Source organism: Aquimarina litoralis (genome assembly GCF_019295435.1).
In the GTDB taxonomy this organism is placed as follows: domain Bacteria; phylum Bacteroidota; class Bacteroidia; order Flavobacteriales; family Flavobacteriaceae; genus Aquimarina; species Aquimarina litoralis_A.
On the sequence record NZ_WEKL01000054.1, the window covers coordinates 32,335 to 52,373 of the forward strand.

19 protein-coding genes are annotated in these 20,039 nt (G+C 33.2%); 10 read left to right on the plus strand and 9 right to left on the minus strand.

The features are described from left to right. Positions 1 to 2: 2 nt before the first annotated feature. From GBO31_RS20505 to GBO31_RS20530, 6 genes are read left to right on the plus strand one after another with little or no spacing between them, the layout of a single operon-like run. Positions 3 to 2,279, plus strand: a complete 2,277-nt coding sequence (locus tag GBO31_RS20505; protein ID WP_219010345.1) for an aminotransferase class III-fold pyridoxal phosphate-dependent enzyme — start codon at positions 3 to 5, stop codon at positions 2,277 to 2,279. 29 nt (positions 2,280 to 2,308) lie between these two features. After that, positions 2,309 to 3,082: a molybdate ABC transporter substrate-binding protein gene (gene modA, locus GBO31_RS20510; protein WP_246615934.1), complete on the plus strand. Its 774-nt coding sequence runs from the start codon at positions 2,309 to 2,311 to the stop codon at positions 3,080 to 3,082. A gap of 15 nt (positions 3,083 to 3,097) precedes the next feature. Continuing rightward, a complete protein-coding gene (locus tag GBO31_RS20515) occupies positions 3,098 to 3,499 on the plus strand; it encodes a TOBE domain-containing protein (protein ID WP_219010346.1) in 402 nt (133 codons plus the stop codon). After that, positions 3,499 to 4,170 carry a molybdate ABC transporter permease subunit gene (modB, locus tag GBO31_RS20520; protein WP_429725821.1) on the plus strand — a complete coding sequence of 224 codons (672 nt, stop codon included), beginning with the start codon at positions 3,499 to 3,501 and terminating at the stop codon, positions 4,168 to 4,170. The genes GBO31_RS20515 and modB overlap by 1 nt, the downstream gene beginning before the upstream one ends. Then, complete coding sequence (locus GBO31_RS20525) at positions 4,167 to 5,045, plus strand: sulfate/molybdate ABC transporter ATP-binding protein (protein WP_219010348.1); 879 nt, start codon at positions 4,167 to 4,169, stop codon at positions 5,043 to 5,045. Before modB ends, GBO31_RS20525 begins: the two co-directional genes overlap by 4 nt. Further along, a complete protein-coding gene (locus GBO31_RS20530; protein ID WP_219010349.1) occupies positions 5,042 to 5,572 on the plus strand; it encodes a DUF2867 domain-containing protein in 531 nt (176 codons plus the stop codon). Before GBO31_RS20525 ends, GBO31_RS20530 begins: the two co-directional genes overlap by 4 nt. Before the next feature lie 7 nt (positions 5,573 to 5,579). Here GBO31_RS20530 and GBO31_RS20535 read toward each other — a convergent pair whose 3' ends face one another. The 4 genes from GBO31_RS20535 to GBO31_RS20550 form a co-directional block, all read right to left on the minus strand. Further along, positions 5,580 to 6,701: a T9SS type A sorting domain-containing protein gene (locus GBO31_RS20535; protein WP_219010350.1), complete on the minus strand. Its 1,122-nt coding sequence runs from the start codon at positions 6,699 to 6,701 to the stop codon at positions 5,580 to 5,582. A 92-nt stretch (positions 6,702 to 6,793) separates the two neighbouring features. Continuing rightward, positions 6,794 to 7,399 carry a DUF4230 domain-containing protein gene (locus tag GBO31_RS20540; RefSeq protein WP_219010351.1) on the minus strand — a complete coding sequence of 202 codons (606 nt, stop codon included), beginning with the start codon at positions 7,397 to 7,399 and terminating at the stop codon, positions 6,794 to 6,796. 93 nt (positions 7,400 to 7,492) lie between these two features. After that, entirely contained in the window at positions 7,493 to 8,035 is a 543-nt protein-coding gene (locus tag GBO31_RS20545; protein ID WP_219010352.1) for a DUF4136 domain-containing protein, read from the minus strand. 73 nt (positions 8,036 to 8,108) lie between these two features. Further along, entirely contained in the window at positions 8,109 to 8,285 is a 177-nt protein-coding gene (locus GBO31_RS20550) for a DUF5522 domain-containing protein (protein ID WP_219010353.1), read from the minus strand. Between the two features lie 28 nt (positions 8,286 to 8,313). Here GBO31_RS20550 and GBO31_RS20555 point away from each other — a divergent pair, with 28 nt between their 5' ends. The 4 genes from GBO31_RS20555 to hemL are packed head-to-tail and all read left to right on the plus strand — an operon-like array spanning position 8,314 to position 11,750. After that, positions 8,314 to 8,640, plus strand: a complete 327-nt coding sequence (locus tag GBO31_RS20555; RefSeq protein ID WP_219010354.1) for a hypothetical protein — start codon at positions 8,314 to 8,316, stop codon at positions 8,638 to 8,640. A gap of 7 nt (positions 8,641 to 8,647) precedes the next feature. After that, positions 8,648 to 9,589, plus strand: a complete 942-nt coding sequence (locus GBO31_RS20560) for a 1-aminocyclopropane-1-carboxylate deaminase/D-cysteine desulfhydrase (protein ID WP_219010355.1) — start codon at positions 8,648 to 8,650, stop codon at positions 9,587 to 9,589. Position 9,590: 1 nt separating this feature from the next. Continuing rightward, entirely contained in the window at positions 9,591 to 10,457 is an 867-nt protein-coding gene (locus GBO31_RS20565) for a glucosaminidase domain-containing protein (protein ID WP_219010356.1), read from the plus strand. Positions 10,458 to 10,463: 6 nt separating this feature from the next. Beyond that, positions 10,464 to 11,750 (plus strand): glutamate-1-semialdehyde 2,1-aminomutase, encoded by a 1,287-nt coding sequence (hemL, locus tag GBO31_RS20570; protein ID WP_219010357.1) that lies wholly within the window; start codon positions 10,464 to 10,466, stop codon positions 11,748 to 11,750. Positions 11,751 to 11,803: 53 nt separating this feature from the next. Here hemL and GBO31_RS20575 read toward each other — a convergent pair whose 3' ends face one another. From GBO31_RS20575 to GBO31_RS20595, 5 genes are all read right to left on the minus strand, one after another. Then, a complete protein-coding gene (locus GBO31_RS20575; protein WP_219010358.1) occupies positions 11,804 to 12,139 on the minus strand; it encodes a hypothetical protein in 336 nt (111 codons plus the stop codon). 130 nt (positions 12,140 to 12,269) lie between these two features. Beyond that, entirely contained in the window at positions 12,270 to 14,762 is a 2,493-nt protein-coding gene (locus GBO31_RS20580; protein ID WP_219010359.1) for a zinc-dependent metalloprotease, read from the minus strand. Between the two features lie 111 nt (positions 14,763 to 14,873). Beyond that, entirely contained in the window at positions 14,874 to 16,850 is a 1,977-nt protein-coding gene (locus tag GBO31_RS20585) for a tetratricopeptide repeat-containing sensor histidine kinase (protein ID WP_219010360.1), read from the minus strand. 249 nt (positions 16,851 to 17,099) lie between these two features. Then, complete coding sequence (locus tag GBO31_RS20590) at positions 17,100 to 19,070, minus strand: OmpA family protein (protein WP_219010361.1); 1,971 nt, start codon at positions 19,068 to 19,070, stop codon at positions 17,100 to 17,102. Positions 19,071 to 19,090: 20 nt separating this feature from the next. Further along, positions 19,091 to 20,038, minus strand: a complete 948-nt coding sequence (locus GBO31_RS20595) for a PorP/SprF family type IX secretion system membrane protein (protein WP_219010362.1) — start codon at positions 20,036 to 20,038, stop codon at positions 19,091 to 19,093. Position 20,039: the final 1 nt, after the last annotated feature.

Genomic DNA, 20,039 nt, shown 5'->3' on the forward strand with positions numbered 1-20,039 from the left:
TTATGATCGATAAATTATTAGAGGTTGAGTTTTCTTTGAATCAACCACAGGTCAAGAGAATAAATGGCTATGATAATATCAATTATATTGTCAAAACAAATGTCAATACATCTATTTTTAAAACGTATGCTTATGACAAAGAATTATTAGCAATTCTCGAAGCAGAAAATGAAATCCTTTTGGATCTACAAGAACAAGGTAACAATGCTTTTCCAATTCCTATTTGCTTTGCAGATAACAGTTATATTAAAGTGATAGAAATAGGAGGAAATCTATCTATTTGTAGAATGTTATCTTTTCTGGAAGGCAAATTCGTAGGAGATATTGAGCCTACCAAAGAGCTGTCTTATGGTATAGGAGCTTTTATGGCTAGCATGAATAATAAGCTTCGAGGAATTGAAAGTTATGTTTTAAAATCCAGAACATGGGAGTGGGATCTTCAATATTTTCCACTAAATAAAAAGTATCTACAATATATTTCAGATCCACATAATAGAAATATCGTACGCTATTTTTTCATGCAATATGAAGAAAATGTAGTTCCATTACTATCCGAATTAAGGAAGCAAATTATTCATAATGATGCGAATGAATGGAATATTTTAACTGATAATAATAAAGTTTCCGGAATCATTGATTTTGGAGATATTGCATATTCTCATTTGATTAATGAGTTGGCAATCGCTATCACTTATGGATGTTATGATAAAGAAGATCCGTTGGATTGGGCTTTAACTATCATCAAAGGATATCATGATATCCTTCCTCTAGAGGAAAAAGAAGTTAGCGTATTGTACTATTTAGTAGCAGCCAGACTTTGTACGAGTGTTTGCAATTCAGCTTATGCTAAAAAAATGGATCCCGATAATACTTATGCTACTGTAAGTGAAAAGTATGCTTGGAACATGTTGCACAAATGGTTACGCATCAATCCAATTCATGCAGAAAATGTTTTTAGAGAAGCAATAGGGTTGCCTATTTTTAAAGTACAAGAAGTAACAGAAGAAATAAACAGAAGACATCAATATATAAGTCCTGTGCTATCCTTAAGCTATGAAGATCCGATTTTCATGGAGCGTTCTGCTTTTCAATATATGTATGATAAGGAAGGAAATACTTTTTTAGATGCGTATAATAATATACCGCATGTGGGTCATTCGCATCCCAAAGTAGTAGAGGCAGGGCAACAACAAATGGCGAAATTAAATACAAACACAAGATATTTGTTTGATGTGTTACCGACCTATGCTGAAAAGCTATTGTCTAAATTTCCAGAATCCTTAGACAGAGTGTTTTTTGTAAACTCAGGAAGTGCAGCAAGTGATTTGGCTATTCGAATGGCACATGCACATACCAAACATAAAAAGATAATGGTAATGGAGCACGGATATCATGGAAATACCCAAGTTTCTATAGATATTAGTGATTATAAATTCAATAATCCCAAAGGAGATGGACAAAAAGGACATATTCTTAAAACCTCGATTCCAGATACCTATAGAGGAAAACATAAAGATGATAATGCAGGAAAATTATATGCTGAAGAAGCAGTAGCACAAATTAAAAACTCTGATCATCCTATAGCAGCTTTTATCGCAGAACCTATTGTGGGTTGTGGTGGACAAGTTCCTTTGGCTGCCGGATATTTGGAAAAAGTATATCCCGAGATTCGACAACAAGGTGGCGTTTGCATCAGTGACGAAGTGCAAACTGGATTTGGTAGATTAGGGAATCATTTTTGGGGATTTGAAATGCAAGAAGTAATTCCAGATATTGTAATTATAGGGAAACCTATTGCTAATGGACATCCTATGGGAGCTGTTATTACGACATCAGCAATTGCGGAGTCCTTTGGTAAAGGAGTTGAGTTTTTTAGCTCGTTCGGAGGGAATCCAGTTTCTTGTGCTGTAGCATTGTCTGTTCTAGAAACAATAGAAGAAGAAAAACTTCAGGAAAATGCAAAAGAAGTTGGAGTATATTATAAATCGTTGTTACAAGGGCTTCAAGACAAATACAATTGTATTGGAGATGTAAGAGGGTCAGGTCTTTTTCTTGGAGTTGAAATAATAAAAGAAGGAAGTCAGGAAACGAATCGTGAATTAGCACATTATATTAAAAATGAATTGCGAAATAAGTTTATATTGATTAGTACAGATGGTCCTGATGATAGTGTGCTAAAAACAAAACCGCCTTTGTGTTTTACTAAAAATAATGCAAAAGAAGTAGTGGATACCATGGATGAAATATTACAAAACTATTACAATAAATCCAGGAATTAGTGAGGTATAGGGTACTATCGTTTTTAAAATTGAAGTTTCTTTTTTCTCTGATCTTGTTAGTTTCTGTAGCAGGATGCGAAGAAGAAAAAAAGAATCATATTACCATAGCAGCAGCGGCTAATATGCAGTTTGCTATCAAAGAAATTTCAGATGCATTTACCAAGCAAACTGGCATTTCTTGTGATGTGGTTATTAGTTCATCTGGAAAACTAACTGCGCAGATCAAAGAAGGAGCTCCTTATGACGTTTTTGTTTCTGCAAATATGAAATATCCAAGAGAAATATTTAAAGCCGGATTTGCGGTAGAAAAACCTAAGGTTTATGCATATGGTCAGTTGGTATTATGGTCTTTATATGAGGAGATTGATCCCTCAATAGAAGGGCTTTCTCATGAGAATATACAAAGTATTGCTTTGCCAAACCCTAAAACAGCTCCTTACGGACATGCAGCTATTGAAATTCTAAAAGCAAATGAGGTTTATGAGCTCGTAGCGGATAAATTAGTATATGGAGAAAGTATTGCTCAAACCAATCAGTTTATCACATCTAAATCTTCAGAGATCGGTTTTACGGCTAAATCTGTAGTGATGTATCCAAATATGGGGAATCAAGGACATTGGCAAGCATTGGATACTACCCAATATAAGCCGATAGAGCAGGGAGTTATTTTAATAAAGAAAGAAGACAGTGATATAATTAATAGTACAAAATTTTATGATTTTCTTTTTTCTGAAGAAGCTCAGAAAATATTAGAAGATTTCGGATATTTACTCGATAATCGAGATTTAAATTCGCTGAGGTAGTTTACTACTAAACTAATGAATGTTTTTTCCGGACATATTTCTAATATACAGGTAAGCAAAAGTTTATCTATGATTTCTGTTGCAATAGATAATGCTCATATACTTAAGGCTATTCTAGTTGAAACTCCGGAAACGGCTTCTTACTTAAAAGAAGGAAAGCAAATCAGTGTTTTGTTTAAAGAAACGGAAGTGATTATTACTCCTGAAGAAGAACCTTTAATAAGTGTTGAAAACAAAATTAGAGCTACCATTGCTATTATTGAAAAAGGAGAATTACTAAGCAAAGTAACCTTGGCAAGTAGTATTGGAGATATAGTAGCGTTAGTTACATCTGAAATTCTTGAAGGACTTTCACTAAAAGAAGGTCAAAATGTAGTTGCTATGGTAAAGGTTAACGAAATTATGCTTTCTAAATGATCGATTGGGGACCATTAATATTAACTGCTAAACTTGCATTGGTAACTACCATAATTTTGTTAGCGATTTCTATTCCTTTAGCGTATTGGTTGGCATTTTCTAAATCAAGAATGAAACCTATTGTAGAAACTTTAGTAAGTATGCCATTAGTATTACCTCCAACAGTTTTGGGGTTTTATTTATTAATGGCTTTTAGTCCTGGAAATAGTTTTGGTGCTTGGTTACAAGATTGGTTTGGAATACGATTGATTTTTTCTTTTTCTGGATTAGTAATAGGGTCGATGATGTATAGTTTACCATTTATGGTTAATCCAATTCAGTCCGGATTAGCCGGTTTACCTAATTCTTTAGCAGAAGCTTCTTATGTTTTGGGTAAATCAAAAATGAAAACATTGTTTAGTGTACTGCTACCCAATATTAAACCCTCGCTATTAACAGGAGTTGTATTAGCTTTCGCGCATACCATTGGAGAATTTGGTGTTGTTTTGATGATCGGAGGCAATATACCTGAAAAAACGAAAGTAGTGTCTATTGCTATTTATGATGAGGTAGAAGCATTAAACTATACACAAGCAAATACCTATTCTATAATTCTATTCATCATTGCATTTATGGTGTTGCTATCCGTATATATGATAAATGGAGGATATCTAAAAAAGTTCTGGAAATGATCAAAGCCCATATTTATAAGACTTTACGTTCGGCTGCTGGAAAAATGGAACTTGATATTGAATTGAATATTCAGAAAGGACAGTTTGTAACATTATATGGACCTTCGGGAGCAGGCAAAACATCTACGCTGAGGATCATTGCAGGATTATTAACACCAGATAAAGGGCAAATTTCTGTAGGAGATACTACCTGGTTTGATAAAGAACAAAAAATTAATTCTCCAACTCAACAACGTAAAATAGGATATGTATTTCAAGATTATGCATTGTTTCCAAATATGAGCGTACGAAAAAATTTAGAATATGCACTTGAAAAGAAACAAGATAAAAACATTATCGATGAATTAATTAGTATTGTAGAATTAGAAGAGTTGCAAAATAGAAAACCCGAAACCTTATCTGGAGGACAGCAACAACGTGTAGCTTTAGCTCGAGCACTAGTGAGACAACCTGAAGTGTTATTGTTAGACGAACCACTATCCGCATTAGATATCAACATGCGATCTAAACTACAAGATTATATTTTAAAGGTTCATAAGGCATATCATCTAACGACTATTTTGGTAAGTCATGATATTGGAGAAATTATCAAGATGTCAGATATGATCTATGATCTAAAAGATGGTCGTATCCAAAAGGTTGGGGAACCCATGTCTATATTTACAAATAATCAGCTTAGTGGCAAGTTCCAATTTGTAGGCGATGTGATTGCTATTAGTAAACAAGATGTGTTCTATATAGTAACCGTTCTTATTGGCCAAAGTGTGGTAAAAGTTGTGGCTCAAGAAAAAGAAATTGTCAATCTGAAAATAGGGGACAAGGTTATTGTAGCTTCTAAAGCATTTAATCCTGTTTTACAAAAAATTGAAAAATGAGGATCAAAGTTGTAAAAGTAGATTTACCAAAAATATCTTCCTTAGTAAAAGAAACATATGAGTATTCTGATAGCTTTAAAAGTGAATTTATAGATGAAGAAAAAGAAATAGATATCTTAACGGTTACAAGAGCTTTTTTCTCTTTTTCGCCAGGATGGATAGGAAAGTTATTTGTTTTACGAAATAAAATAGTAACCCTTTTTGGGCTTAAAACGGGAGGTGATTTACAACAAAAGGAAGAGGTGCTACAAAATTTCAAAGGAGAAATTGGAGATAAGGTTGGAATTTTTAAAGTGTATAATAAAACGGAGAATGAAATGATTTTAGGAGAAAATGATGCTCATCTTAATTTTAGAGTTTCTTTGTTGATAATTCAAAAAGAAGGCACTAAAAAGGAACTTATAATTTCAACGATCGTTCATTTTAATAATTGGTTTGGGAAGCTCTATTTCCTTCCAGTAAAACCATTTCACAAATTGATCGTACCAGCTATGCTGAAAAGCACACTTAAAAACCTAGAGAAGTAATAACGTACTATTTAATAACTATTTTAAATGTTTTTTTGATATTCTTGGATGTTAGAATTCTTGCCATATATAAACCAGCGCCTTGTGGTTTAATAGTTATTAATTGGTTGTTGGAGATCTTATTCGAATAGATTTTTCTTCCTGTTAAGTCGTAGATTTCTAACACTTCTTCGGTATTGTTCTGTTTTTTTACCCTAAGATTACCAGAAGTAGGGTTAGGATACACTGTTGTAGATGAGGTTTCAAAATCATCCACACTTAAGACGGTATTTAAACTTTGAGAGAATAACCAATCCCAAACATCTGTATTGTTGTAGGTTTTAGTCCAAGCATCATGCCCTCCATTTCGATATAATGTAAAAGATAGTTTGTCAGTTGGGTTAAGAACTCCTATTTCTGAGGTCCATTCTTGACTTTGCGTATCGAATTGCATGGTGTAATCGTCATCTGCAACGGTATTTCCGGTTCCATAGGGATATACGTCCATCACAGAATTTCCAGTATTAGCAATTCGGTTCATATTATTGATTGTTTGTCCTCTTCCTACAGTGCCATCATTAAAGTTATGATGCGCCCAGATAGGGGTTTGTTGTAAAAACTCTGATGGGTTAGCTACACTTCCAGCTCCACAAATTGGTATAGCTGCTGCCACTTTAGTATGATCAGCTTTTAGAGCATTCCAAGTACTACCACCACCTGCGCTAAGACCTGTGACATAGAACCTGTTAGTGTCTACGGGATAATTAGTTGTCAAATAGTCGTAAAGACTCAAAAAATTATTAGGACTAAACCAACCAGAACCACTTTGCGGAGAGATAACAATAGCTTCGAAATTGGTTCCGTTTTCTATCATTTTTGGTGGCCCATGCCTTAATACTTTTGATAATTCGGAGGAACCATTTCCTTTTTCGCCTAAACCGTGATAAAATAATATCAATGGGTAAGTTTCTCCAGAATTAGGATCAAAATCAGTAGGTAGATATTCGTAATATCCAAAGTTAGCATCGGTAGTTTCTATGGAGACAGCAGTATGCTCTCCAGCATTTCCATAGGGAGGTTGGGCAAAAATATTTTGAACGGGAATCCATATAAAAAATAAAAATAGTATCCTTAAATTACTGTAATTCATTTTCATCGATATTATTTACTACTAATAACTCGTACTAAAATAAGGTAAAACTTTTACAACACCTTTATGTAACCTATTGTGTTTGTTCGCTTTTAGAGTATCAATTGTTCAGAATCAGTAACTGTATTTCCTTTGTAAACTAATTTCCATCCCAAATTATTAGTTAGGATATAGATTTTTTGTAATTCACTTATAAGTCTGTTTTCTGCGTTAGACTTTAGTGTAGAAGCTTCTACTTTTTCATTTAATTGATGAGTTACTTCTTTTTGTATTTTATTGTGGTCTTCTGGGGTAAATTGGTTAAAAAAATCTTCCTCTAGATCATGATACTTTATGGTAGGATTGATAGTAATTTCGGCTTCGGGAATGTGAGTAATCGTTACTGTTTTATTAACTTGATCAATAGTGTGCTTAATTTTACTCAAATCATATGAAACGGTCACGCCAGCATTTACTACTACAATGGCTTTTTTTTCCGCGGTTAGAATATCCAAATAATATTTTTTAGCATCTTTATATGTGATAACTTCCGAAAAGTGCCCTTCGGTAACTACAAGTTTGCCAACATTTCTGATTTGATCCAATATGAGATCAGAAGCCTGTATTTCCGTTTTTTGGGTTTTAGCTTGAATAATAAAATAGCTAATCCCCAAAGCTATGAATGCAGCAATACAAGCACCAAGTAAAAAATTACGCATACTTTTATATGTCTGGTTTTGTATAAATGTACATAAAAAAATAGCCTTTCTTTATTAGAAAGGCTATAATATCTATAAATACAGAATAAATGATTATTTCAACTCTGGAGGATATTTTTCTAATATCGCTGATACAATCTGATTCATTTTTTCCTGTTTTCTTTCAACTTTTGTGGTGAGTGCAGCGGTACCCATACCTTGCCATATTAATTCTCTTTTTGAAGCATCAATAAGATCTATATAAAGGGTTCCTTCTGTAGTTCTGGAAACTGTATTAAAGCCATTATTCCAAAACCAAGGATTCCAACCCCATCCATATCCCCAGCCCCAACCAAAGCCAAAGTTATTTTGATAAACATTTACATTTTCTTTAGTTTTTGTAAAAATGCTTACCAATACATCTGGGTTTTCAGATTTGGTAAATCCTTTAGCAGCCATATCAGCTTCAATTGCTCTTAGAATACGTTTTTTATCTAAGTCGCTAATTTCTGCTTTATCTATTCCAGGTTTAAAAAAGGCGTAACTTTTGTAACCATTAAAATTTGTTTGCCTATCATAATCTGAAGCTACTCGGACCGTAGAGCAAGAACTGAGTGTTATGATTAGGATCAGCGATAAAAGAGAGAAAGATTTCATAATCCTGTGTTTTAAAGTTCAACAATTTTTTTAAAAAATAAGCACAACAATCATACCATGAGTTGCTTAGAATTCATTTTTTGGTATACTTGTTGGTTTTTTTGTCATAGCCGTATGGACAATGTCTACAGCCACTCTCACAACAATAACCTCTTTTAAGATGGTATTGTTCAGTAAAACATCTATACCCTTCAGGAGTAAGGTAGTAATCTCCTTCTTCAGGTTTTAGTATTTTTTTTGGGTTGTTCATCAATACAAAAATACTATCTTGCAACTAGATGCCAATTGTAGTTAACAAATATTTGATAGGACGCCATTTTGTGGGAATCGCTCTTTGGCCTTTTATCGTGGTTAAAGACCCTCGTTTAAAAGAGGATGAAGTTTTTATAAACCACGAAAAAATTCATCTCAAGCAACAGCTAGAGCTGTTAGTACTTCCGTTTTATGTTGTTTATCTAATTGAGTATATAGTTAGATTAATCCAGTATGGAAATACAAAAGAAGCTTATCGAAATATTTCTTTTGAGCGAGAAGCCTATGAAATGGAAACTGAACTTTCCTATTTAGAACATCGAAAAATCTGGAGTTTTATTAAGTACCTCTGATTGTTATATGGATTTTTTTTCTTCAGTATCACCTATATCCATTAATCAAAACGTAGTACATCCAATATTAGAAGAAGTAGGTATAATGCTGGATATAAAACGAGAAGATCAAATTCATGAATATGTTTCTGGAAACAAATTCAGGAAACTGAAATATAATCTTGTAGAAGCAAAAAATAAAGGATTTGATACTGTTCTTACTTTTGGAGGAGCCTATAGTAATCATATAGCAGCTACTGCTGTTGCAGGTACCATAACCGGTTTAAAAACAATAGGAATTATTAGAGGAGAAGAACTAGCAAATGATCTACCAAGAGTTTTATCTGAAAATGATACACTACGATTAGCGAGTGATCATAAAATGCAATTAAAATTTATTAGTAGAGCTAGCTACAAGGAAAAAACATCTCTTTTATTTTTAGAAGAACTAATAAATGAGTTTGGCTCATTTTATGTAATACCAGAAGGAGGAACAAATGAGTTGGCAGTTAAAGGTTGTGAAGAAATTCTTACTCCCAATGATGAGATATACGATTATGTTTGCTGTGCGGTAGGAACCGGAGGTACTATAGCTGGAATTATCAATGCAAGTTCAAATCATCAAAAAGTAATTGGTTTTCCTGCATTAAAAGGGGATTTTCTTAGTGATGAGATAAAGAAATATACCAATAAAACAAATTGGCATTTAGAAACGAACTATCATTTTGGAGGTTATGGTAAAATAAATATCGAATTAATTGAGTTTATAAATAGGTTTGTTTTAGAACAAAATATAGCTTTAGATCCTGTGTATACTGCTAAGATGATATATGGTATTTTTGATAAGATAAAGAAGGGGGATTTTACAAAAAATACTCGTATTTTAGCCATTCATACAGGAGGTTTGCAAGGTGTTTCTGGAATGAATAAAAAGCTAAGTAAAAAGAAATTCCCTCTTATTAGAATATAACATGAATGTGAGGAAAATTATAATGTTGTTCTGTGTGACCGCAATGTTGATTTCATGTGGTGGAAGCAAAAAGGCAACAACTGCTAGTAGAACTAAAACTGTATCGCCAAGAAAAACAGGCGTTAGCAGAGAAGTAAAGACCGTAAAAAAACCAAAAGAGACTGCAAAAAAGCCTCTTGCCAATGTTTCTTACAAAGAAAAAGTCCAGAATTATATATTTGAATATGCCAGTATTGCTAAACATGAGATGGTAGAATATGGCATTCCTGCAAGTATAACACTAGCACAAGGTATTTTAGAATCAGGAGCGGGTTATGGTGAGTTAACGGGAAAAGCAAATAATCATTTTGGAATCAAATGTCATGATTGGACAGGAGATAGAGTGTATCATGATGATGACCGATCACAAGAATGCTTTAGGAAATACGAAAAAGCGAGTCACTCTTTTAGAGATCACTCATTGTTTTTAAAAAACAGAAAACGGTATGCAAAACTTTTTACTTATAAACAAGATGATTATAAGTCTTGGGCATATGGATTGAGAGCTGCTGGGTATGCAACCGATAAGAAATATCCTGTAAAGCTTATAAGTATTATCGAGAGATATCAGTTGGATGCATATGATGCTGAAGTTTTAGGGAAGTCATATGTTGCTGAGAAGCCTAAAAAACCACAAAAAAAGGAAATTCCTCCTTCAAGAAATGGAGAGTATGTTGTTCAAAAAGGAGATACACTTTACTCGATATCCAGAAGATATAATTTGAAGGTTGCAGAATTAAAAGCTTACAATAATTTAAAAGATAATGCAATTGCAATTGGGCAAGTACTTAAGTTAGAAAAGCCCGAAGACGATACTGACGAATTTTAATTTACTATGATTTATAAAAGAAGCAGCGCTCTATTTGTAGAGGCTCAGAAGGTAATTCCAGGAGGAGTGAATTCTCCCGTACGTGCATTTAAAGCTGTAGGTGGTGATCCGATTTTTGTAAAAGAAGCCAAAGGAGCTTATTTATATGATGAAGATGGGAATCGTTTAATCGATTATATCAATTCATGGGGTCCGATGATTTTAGGACATGCGCACCCTCCTGTGGTAAATGCAGTGGTAGAAAAAGCTAAAAAAGGGACTAGTTTTGGAATGCCAACAGAAATAGAGACTAAAATTGCCGAATTAGCGGTTTCTATGGTGCCTAATATAGATAAAATACGTTTTGTAAACTCTGGTACCGAAGCATGTATGAGTGCAGTGCGATTGGCAAGAGGATTTACAAAAAAGGATAAGATCATCAAGTTTGCAGGCTGCTATCACGGTCATAGTGATTCTTTTCTAATTCAAGCAGGTAGTGGAGCGGTAACTTTTGGAAGTCCTAATAGTCCTGGAGTAACTGAGGGAACAGCAAAAGATACTTTGTTGGCCAGATATAATGATTTAGAAAATGTAGAAGAGATTATCAATTCTAATAAAAATGAGATTGCCTGTATAATTATTGAGCCTGTAGCTGGGAATATGGGATGTATTCCACCAGTAGAAGGTTTTTTAGAAGGTTTAAGATCACTATGTGATGCTCATAATATTCTTCTGATATTTGATGAGGTAATGACAGGATTTAGATTGGCAAAAGGAGGAGTACAGGAGTTATTAGGAGTAGATGCTGATATTGTTACTTTTGGAAAAGTAATTGGAGGAGGACTACCTGTAGGAGCTTTTGCTGCCAGAGAAGAAATCATGAATCACTTAGCTCCGTTAGGTCCTGTGTACCAAGCAGGTACTTTAAGTGGAAATCCTTTGGCGATGGCTGCTGGATTGGCCATGTTAACAGAATTAAATGATCATTCGGAAATATTTGATAGTCTTGCTAAAAAGACAGCTTACTTACATGAAGGAATTGCTAAAGTACTAGAAGAGAAAAATGTAGTGCATACCATAAATAGAATAGGTTCTATGATCTCGGTGCATTTTTCTGAAAAATCAGTTATTGATTTTGAAAGTGCTGCAGAAGGAAATAATGATACTTTTAAAAAGTTTTTTCATGGAATGTTAGATCAAGGTATTTATATTGCTCCTAGTGCATTTGAAACTTGGTTTATAACTGAAGCCCTCACTTATGAAGATTTGGATGAAACTATAAAAGCAGTTAGCATAGTTGCTGAAAAGCTATAAAACAAGAAAGCCGATCTTAGGAAGATCGGCTTTTTTATTCTAGTTGCGGTTATTTATGTATTACCTTGTCTGGTCTCGCTATAATAAATTTTAAATTGTTTTGGTCTTAGAATCTTCCTCATTTCATCATCTAATGTAGTTTTTTTACTAATCGATCTTGAATTTCCAGACTTAGACCTTGCGTCATTTTTCCTTTTCTCAAAGAGCTGATACACTGCTGCGGCCTGTTGTTTTGATAATCCCAGCGTTTTTGTAAACTCATCTGTAATTTCCTGAGTTGTACCAGAAAAATCATGATGACTTTTTGGAAGTACTTTTTTCTGAGCTATAGCTGATACCGATGTCAGTAATAACATTCCAATCAGCAGGGTTAAAAAATTCTTATTCATGTTTGGAGCTTTTTAAATAATTCTTTTTTAAAAGAAAATAATAATTTATAAAAATACTACTTTTTTTTAAGATTTAAAAAAACTCAATTTTTATAATAGCTCTAAACGAATCTTCTACATTCTGTATTTTCTATTTTACAGGATCTAGTATTAAGGAAATCCTTTCTGCTGCATCTTGTAAATGATAACGAGTCATTCTATCAGATGTTCGTCCAATAGCATTTCTAATATCACGTTGCAAGTTTCTCAATTCTGCTCTTACGATAGGCCTTATGTCACTCTGAGAAACATCTACATTTGTACGTCTTACAAAACGTCTAAAGCCCATTGGTATTGGAGTTTGTTCTTTTGTCATTAATAATTCCAAACGCTCTATATAGGCTCTTTGAAGATTACGGCGGTATACATCTATTTTTGATCCTCTTCTTAATTCACTCCATAAACCAGTTCTCAATTCTGTCATAAGATCAATGAGTGTATAGGCGTTGCTTTTGTTTAAAGCTTCATTTTCAATTAGTCTAGCCATTCTTCCATAATCCAAAAGATTATTTAAAGTTCTTGTTTGGAAGTTTCTCAGGCGCTCAACACTTCCTGCAGATTCAATTTTATTAAAAATATTAGGATCTAACAACCAATTTGGAGTGCTAAACAATTGTTCTTGTAAAAACTTCATTGCACGTTTTTGGTTGTCTTTGGTTACATGAGTATATACAGCACCTTCTTGATCATAGGTTTTGAAGTATTCATATACGCCTCCAATATTAGAAGCAACATGACCCATGTATCTATTGAATTGGCCTAATACTTGTCTGTACATGGTTTCTAAATCATTATAATTTTTACCATCTTCAGCGGTCCATTCAATTAAATTAGGAACAATTCTTTTTAGATTGGCAATTCCGTAAGTACTGGCTTTTACGGCATCATCCCCAAGATCTTCTGTTTGAGAACTAGGATCTATAACTCCAAATTGTTGTCTTCCAAAACGGTATTTAGGATCATTTTGATGTTCTAAGATCCAGCTATCTAAAGTTTTCTTTTCTTCTTCTTCAGTAGTATCTAGAATAGGTCGATATCCCCATCGAATAGAGTGTTTATCATAAATTCCAATTTCAGGCATAAGAGCAACATCTCCATCTCCAGGTTGTGCGATATAATTAAAACGAGCGTAATCCATTATAGAAGGAGCTGTTCCGTACTTTTTTGTGAATGCTGGATCTCGAAGTGATTCTACAGGATATGCAACACTACTTCCCATATTATGTGGTAGTCCCAGGGTATGTCCAACTTCGTGTGCAGATACAAATCGAATTAATCTACCCATGATTTCATCTTTAAAAGCAACTCCTCTGGCATCAGGGTTGATTGCTGCTGTTTGAACGAAAAACCAATTACGTAATAAAGTCATTACGTTATGATACCAATTGATATCACTTTCTAATATTTCTCCTGATCTTGGATCACTTACATGCGGTCCATTTGCATTTGGAATAGGAGAAGCTAAATATCTTACCACAGAGTATCTAACATCTTCAGGGCTCCAATCTGGATCTTCTTCTTTAGATGGAGGATCTTTGGCAATAATAGCATCTTTAAAACCTGCTTCTTCAAAAGCAACTTGCCAGTCTTCGATACCTTGTTTTATATATTTTCTCCATTTTTTTGGAGTAGCACGATCTATGTAATATACGATCTGCTTTTTTGGTACAACAAGTTCCCCTCTTTTAAATTTCTCAATATCTTCATCTTTTACTTCTAATCTCCATCTATCTAGATATCTAATAGTTTTACTCTCTTGAGCTTCTAGTCCATAATCAGTTTGTCCTCTAGCAAACCACCCTACTCGTTGATCGAATATTCTTCTTTTCATTGGAGTTTCTGGCAGTAAGATCATGGAATTACTCATTTCCATAGAAATGGTTCCTGTACTTGCATTTGAAGGAGGAGCACCTGCAATATATGTTTTTACGTGTCGGGTTTCTATATTAAGAGGGTAACTTCTGATAGAATCTATATACGAAAGGTTCTGATCTAGTCGCGTAACTTTGTATTGTTTTCTTCTTGAAGCAGGGAAACCGATAGCTTTTACATCTTTTTTGAAAAGGTCAGTAACGTCAATTACTGTAGCATTATTCACAGAATCTTTATGAAAAGCCTTGATAGGAAATGAAAACAAAACAGGCTCAAAATTAGAGTTTTCTACGGCTTCATGAATAGGTAAAGAATCTGCAGCATATATTTGATGCGACACCACACGTAGTAGTACTTTTTTGTTTTTTCTCTGCCATCTAAGTACTTGAGTGTTTTGTTTTCCTCCTCCAAATCCGATACCTGTAGCAGTTTTAGCGATTCGAGTTACCATCAACATTTCTCTATTAAAAAGAGAATCCGGTATTTCATAAAAATATTTGTCTTCGATGTTATGAACAGTAAAGAGACCAGGATCACTTTTAGCCTTTTTTGTAATAACTTCATTATAAGGCTTAATGGCATTTTTATTTTTACTCGGTTTTTTAGCTGAAGCGGCAGCTGTCGGTTTTTTAGATTTTTTACTTTTTACAGAAGAACAACCTGATAGTGTAATGGTACATATCAGTAATAAATAGAACGTATTTTTGAGCATGTGTTATTTTTTTATCGGCCGAAGATAAAGAAATAACTAGGCGTTGTGAGTGAAAAGAAAGTTAAAACCTTATTTTAAAGATATTTTAACCATATTACTGATCTCTATAGCTTAAGACGCTTTTGGAAGTGTTATACAGAATGTACTTCCTTCTCCAAGAATGCTTTTTACTTTGATTTCACCTTGATTCAGTTCTACTAATTCTTTACATATTTTTAAACCTAAACCTGTACCAGCTTCTTGCTGAGTTCCTTTAGTCGTAAAGGTGTCTTCAGAAAATAATTTTTTGATGTTTTCCTTTGGAATTCCAACACCTGTATCTTGAAAATAAATTTCAAAGTGTTTTTCTTTTTCTTCAGATAGTAATGTAATGGAGTCTCCTGGTTTACAGAATTTAATAGCATTTGCTAAAAGATTTTGTGATACTATTGAAAACATATCTTTATCGGCGTATACCAAAGTAGCATCCAATTGATTGTTTAATTGAATATTTTTTCGAGCTGCTTTAGGTTCAAAAAAGCTAAATTTATTTTGTATTACGTCTTTTATATTAAACGTAGTAGGTTTGGCATTTAATTCATTCATCTGAGATTTAGACCAATTCAATAAATTATTCAACATAATTGAAGTTTGATGCGTCCGATTGGAAAGTAAAGGCACAATTTCTTCAAATTCTTCTTTAGATATTGCATTTTCCTTTAATAGATTTAAAGTTCCATCAAGGCCGTGTATTTCATTTTTTAGATCATGAGAAATGATAGAAAATAGTTTGTTTTTGACTTGATTCGATTCATTTAATTCTGCTATATATCGTTTTCTTTCTTTTCTAGTTTTTATGATAAAGAATAAGAATATGGCACCCATGATCAACATTCCTACACTGATAAATGTGAATATTCGATATTTAAATAATTCTCCTTGTGTTTTTAATTCCTGTTTTTCTTTTTCTTCGAGAAGTTTGAGCTGTTCTAATTCGGATTTGAATCGAACTTCTGCTTTAGAAATTTTTTCGGTAGTTTCGTTGATAGAAGTTTGATCGGCTATCTGTTGGTATTTTTTTTGCCAGATAAATGCGGATGCAAAGTTGTTTCTAGCAGAATCCAAGGTGGCAGAGTTTCTATAATTGGTTAAAAGAAGGGGTGGAATATCTAATCTTAATAATTCTTTTCGAGCTTCAGCTAAAAGATTTTCTGCTTCATCGTAGTTTTTAAGCTTGATTGCGATCTCCCCTAACTGTTGTTTTATATTTGCAGCCACTCTAAAGTTTTGTGCCTGTACAGCATTGCAATAGGAAGAATCGTAATATTTTTTAGATTTTTCGTATTCTTTGTTTGCTTTATAAAGATTAGCTAATCTGGTATACGCCATAGCTTTGTCTAAAGTTCGGTTATTTTTCTTGCTAACTTCTAAAGCTTCATTAATTAGTTTTTTAGCTTCATCGATTTTACCGATATCTATATAGATCAATGCTAAATTGTTTAATGCTGATCCTATTTTATTTGGTCTAAATTTTTTCTTTAAAACTATGGACTTCTTATAGTATTCTTCAGCAAGTTCATAATTATCGATATCAGAATAAATATTGGCTAGATTATTATATAAACTCGATAAAACTAAGCTATCCTTTATACGTTCGAAATATAGGTTTGCTTCTAAGATATGGTCTATTGCTTTTTCTGAATTCCCTCTTCCTTGTTCTATGGTGGATTTATTATTATGAATAATAGCTAAGCCTCTTTGATAGTTTGCCTTTTCAAAATAAGTAGCGGCCTTATCGTAATTATAAAAAGCTTTGATATGTTGCTGAGTAAGATTATGTATATTTCCTATATGTTGGTATGTATTTCCTATACCTTTATCATATTGTATGTTACTAGATACTGCCAGAAGCTTTTGCTCATAAGACAATGCTACTTCATATTCTTCTTGTCTCCACATTCTTTCAAAGAATTTCATGGCTTTGTCAAATGTAACAGAATCTTTTTGGGTTGTAATCAATGGAAGAATACTATCTAAAGATTTTTGTTGAGAAAAACAGTCACTACTCCCAATGATGACGAGACATAAGATAACGATGGTTTTTTTCATAAGTATTATTTTGGGCAAGTAGATGAAAAACTATCTACATCTACAAAATACACAAAAATGAATTTAAAAAACAAATATAGTAATCTAATTCTTACAAAATTGATTCATTTTTTGATATTTTGTAACAATTCGTACTTTATTTTAGTATTTATTGCTTTTTATCTGATAATATCGTTGGTTGTTCAAGTTGGAATATATGTATGGATATTTAGAAGGTATATTTTATTTCTTCATAAGTAAATGTCATTATTAGTTTTCGGTTACTATAAATTCACTTCTCCGGTTTTGTTGATGTTTTTCTTTACTACAACGAACCCCATTGCTACAGCTATTCTTCAATAATGTTTCTCCATATCCTCGACTTTTTATTCGGCTTGGATCGATACCTTTACTAATGATATAGTTTGCAGTTGCTGTGGCTCTTTTTGAAGATAATTTGAGGTTATAGGCATCACTACCCTTGCTATCGGTATGTGATCCGATTTCTATTTTTAATGTAGGATATTCCTTGAGATAGGTAACAACTTTGTCTAATTCCAGTGCTGTTTTTCCTAGTATCAAAGCTTTGTTAGAGGCAAAATAAATCGGTTGGAGCTGTAGTAATTTTGCAAGATCTATTCCTGTTTCTGGAGCATCTATTTCTAATAAAAAATCTTTACTTACTATAGGACTATCTTTGTTAGTGTTTACAGTTATAGCGATAGGATTATACTTTTCTCTTTTTATTTGAAAGTTATAGTTTTTGTTATTGCAGTCTACAGGAATGGAAAAAGATCCGTCAACATTTGTTTTTCCTTCAAATATTATTTCTTGATCTTGATTGATTACTTTTATTTCTGTGTCAGCTAAAATTTCTTTGGATTTTTGATCTTTCACGACTCCATTAATAGTTCCAATACAGTCTACCACCAGTTCTTTAGTTTGGGTGATATTGTATATGTCGTCATCTCCTCTTCCTCCTCCACGATTCGAAGCAAAATATCCTTTTTTGGTGTCATCATTAATTATGAAAGTAACATCGTCATAATTACTATTTATAGGCTTTCCTATATTATAGACCTTCTTTTCTGGAGAAGTTGTATTTACGACAAAAATATCTAATCCGCCAAGTCCTAGATGGCCATCAGAAGCAAAATATAACATTCCTGACTTGCTAATAAAGGGAAAAGTATCTCTTCCTTCTGTATTTATTTCTGGTCCTAAATTTTTTGGTTCAGAATAACTTCCGTCTTCATTAATCTCAACTACATAAAGATCGGATTCACCATAACCTCCTGGCATGTCAGAGGCAAAATAGAGTTTTTTTTCATCGAAACTTAGTGTCGGATGCGCTACTGAATATTGGTCGTTATTAAAAGAAAGCTCTTCAGGTTGAGACCATTTTTGTTGATCAGTTTTAAAGGCTTTAAAAATTTTCAGTCGATTGATTCCTAATGAATCCTTTTTAGAAGTTCCTTTATGAATATTATTACGAGTAAAATATATGATAGAGCCATCCTTTGAAAATGATGAGGTAGATTCATGAAGGCGAGAACTCAGTTTTTTTGCAAATTCTTTAGAAAATGAGATGTCCAAAGAATCGTCGTTTATACTTTGGAACAATCCTAAATATGATTGTTCTGTCCACGCATTTTGTCTTGAAAGACTTTTTCTTTTGCCTCTTGAAGAGGAAAAAACAAGTTCATTAAGATAGAAAGAAGGAGCAAAATCTGTAAATGCGGAGTTGTTTTTAAAATTACTGATTTCGTATCTACCAGATTGTTTTTCACTATCCTCTAAATACTTAGGGTTTACTTCTAATCTTTTGCTTCGGGAGTCTTGTACGTTTAATTCTTTAGCGAGCGCTATTAATCTGTTTGCTTCATCGTATTCCTTTAAATGTTTGTAGCATTGTGCGGTTCTATAATAGTATTCTGGCTGCAGTTCTTCAACAATAACACTATCATTTATCTGCTCGATTCGGTATGCTAACATTCTTTTATACCATTTTCCAGCGTTTTCAAGATCAGAATTGTAATAATAGGCATCTGCTAGTTTTTGATAAACTTCTAACGAACCTTTTCCCTGATTTATAACACTCTTGTATGAATCGATAGCCTCTATGTATGCAAAGTCATCAAAACGTTTGTTAGCTTTTTTTAAAGTAGTGTTTTGAGAAAACAAAAATGTAGGAATAAGTAAGAGGATACTTATGGTATAAAGAATTCTATGAATCATCATTTTTATTCGTTTTTGTTTTGTTAGAAAAATCTAGGATATAAGACACGTTCTTTTTTCTTGAAAATTTCATAGCGTAAGAAAAATTCATAAGATCCTGAATTGAATTCGGTATTTCCTAAAGCTGTAGTTTCCCAATCATAAGCAAAACCAAGCATCAGTTTATTGGTGATTTGAAACCCTGCTAAACCACTAAGCGCTGCACTCCATCTATATGCCACTCCTAATGTAAGCTTATCATAAAATAAGAAATTTGCCGAAGCATCTACTTGAAGTGGCGATCCACCAACGACTTTTCCTAATATGGCGGGTTTCAGTTTTAAATAATCATTGATATCGAATACAAATCCTAACATCATATAATAGTTAATTCTTTCGGCAGCCAAAAAAGAAGAAGCGGTATTGTCATTTGAAGATTCGTTAAAATGTTTTGTACGAAGTAGGTTAGGTGCTGAAATTCCTGCATAAAATTTTGGAGTATAATAGTACATACCTATTCCGATATTGGGAGAGAATTTGTTGTCAATATTAGTGTCTAGAAGGATGTCTGAGGTTGAGTATTGATTTAATCGATCAAAATTAACATCAAGCAAATGTCCTCCTGCTTTTACTCCAAAAGCTAATTTTCCTTGATCAGAGGTGTTTATCGTATAAGAAAAGTCAATATCTATATAAGTTTCCTGTGTAGGACCAATTTTATCATTTACTATCGATAATCCAAGTCCTACTTTTTCAGAAGGACCAATAGGAGAATGAATATTTAAAGTTTGAGTAACTGGAGCTCCATTAATACCTACCCATTGATCTCTGTATAGGCCGGCAATACTGATCGCATTTCTGGATCCTGCATATGCCGGATTGATGCTGATGGTATTATACATATATTGGGTATACTGAGCATCCTGCTGCGCTTGTATATCAAGTATAAAAACAGAATACAATAGAATGCTTAATAAATATATTTTTTTCATA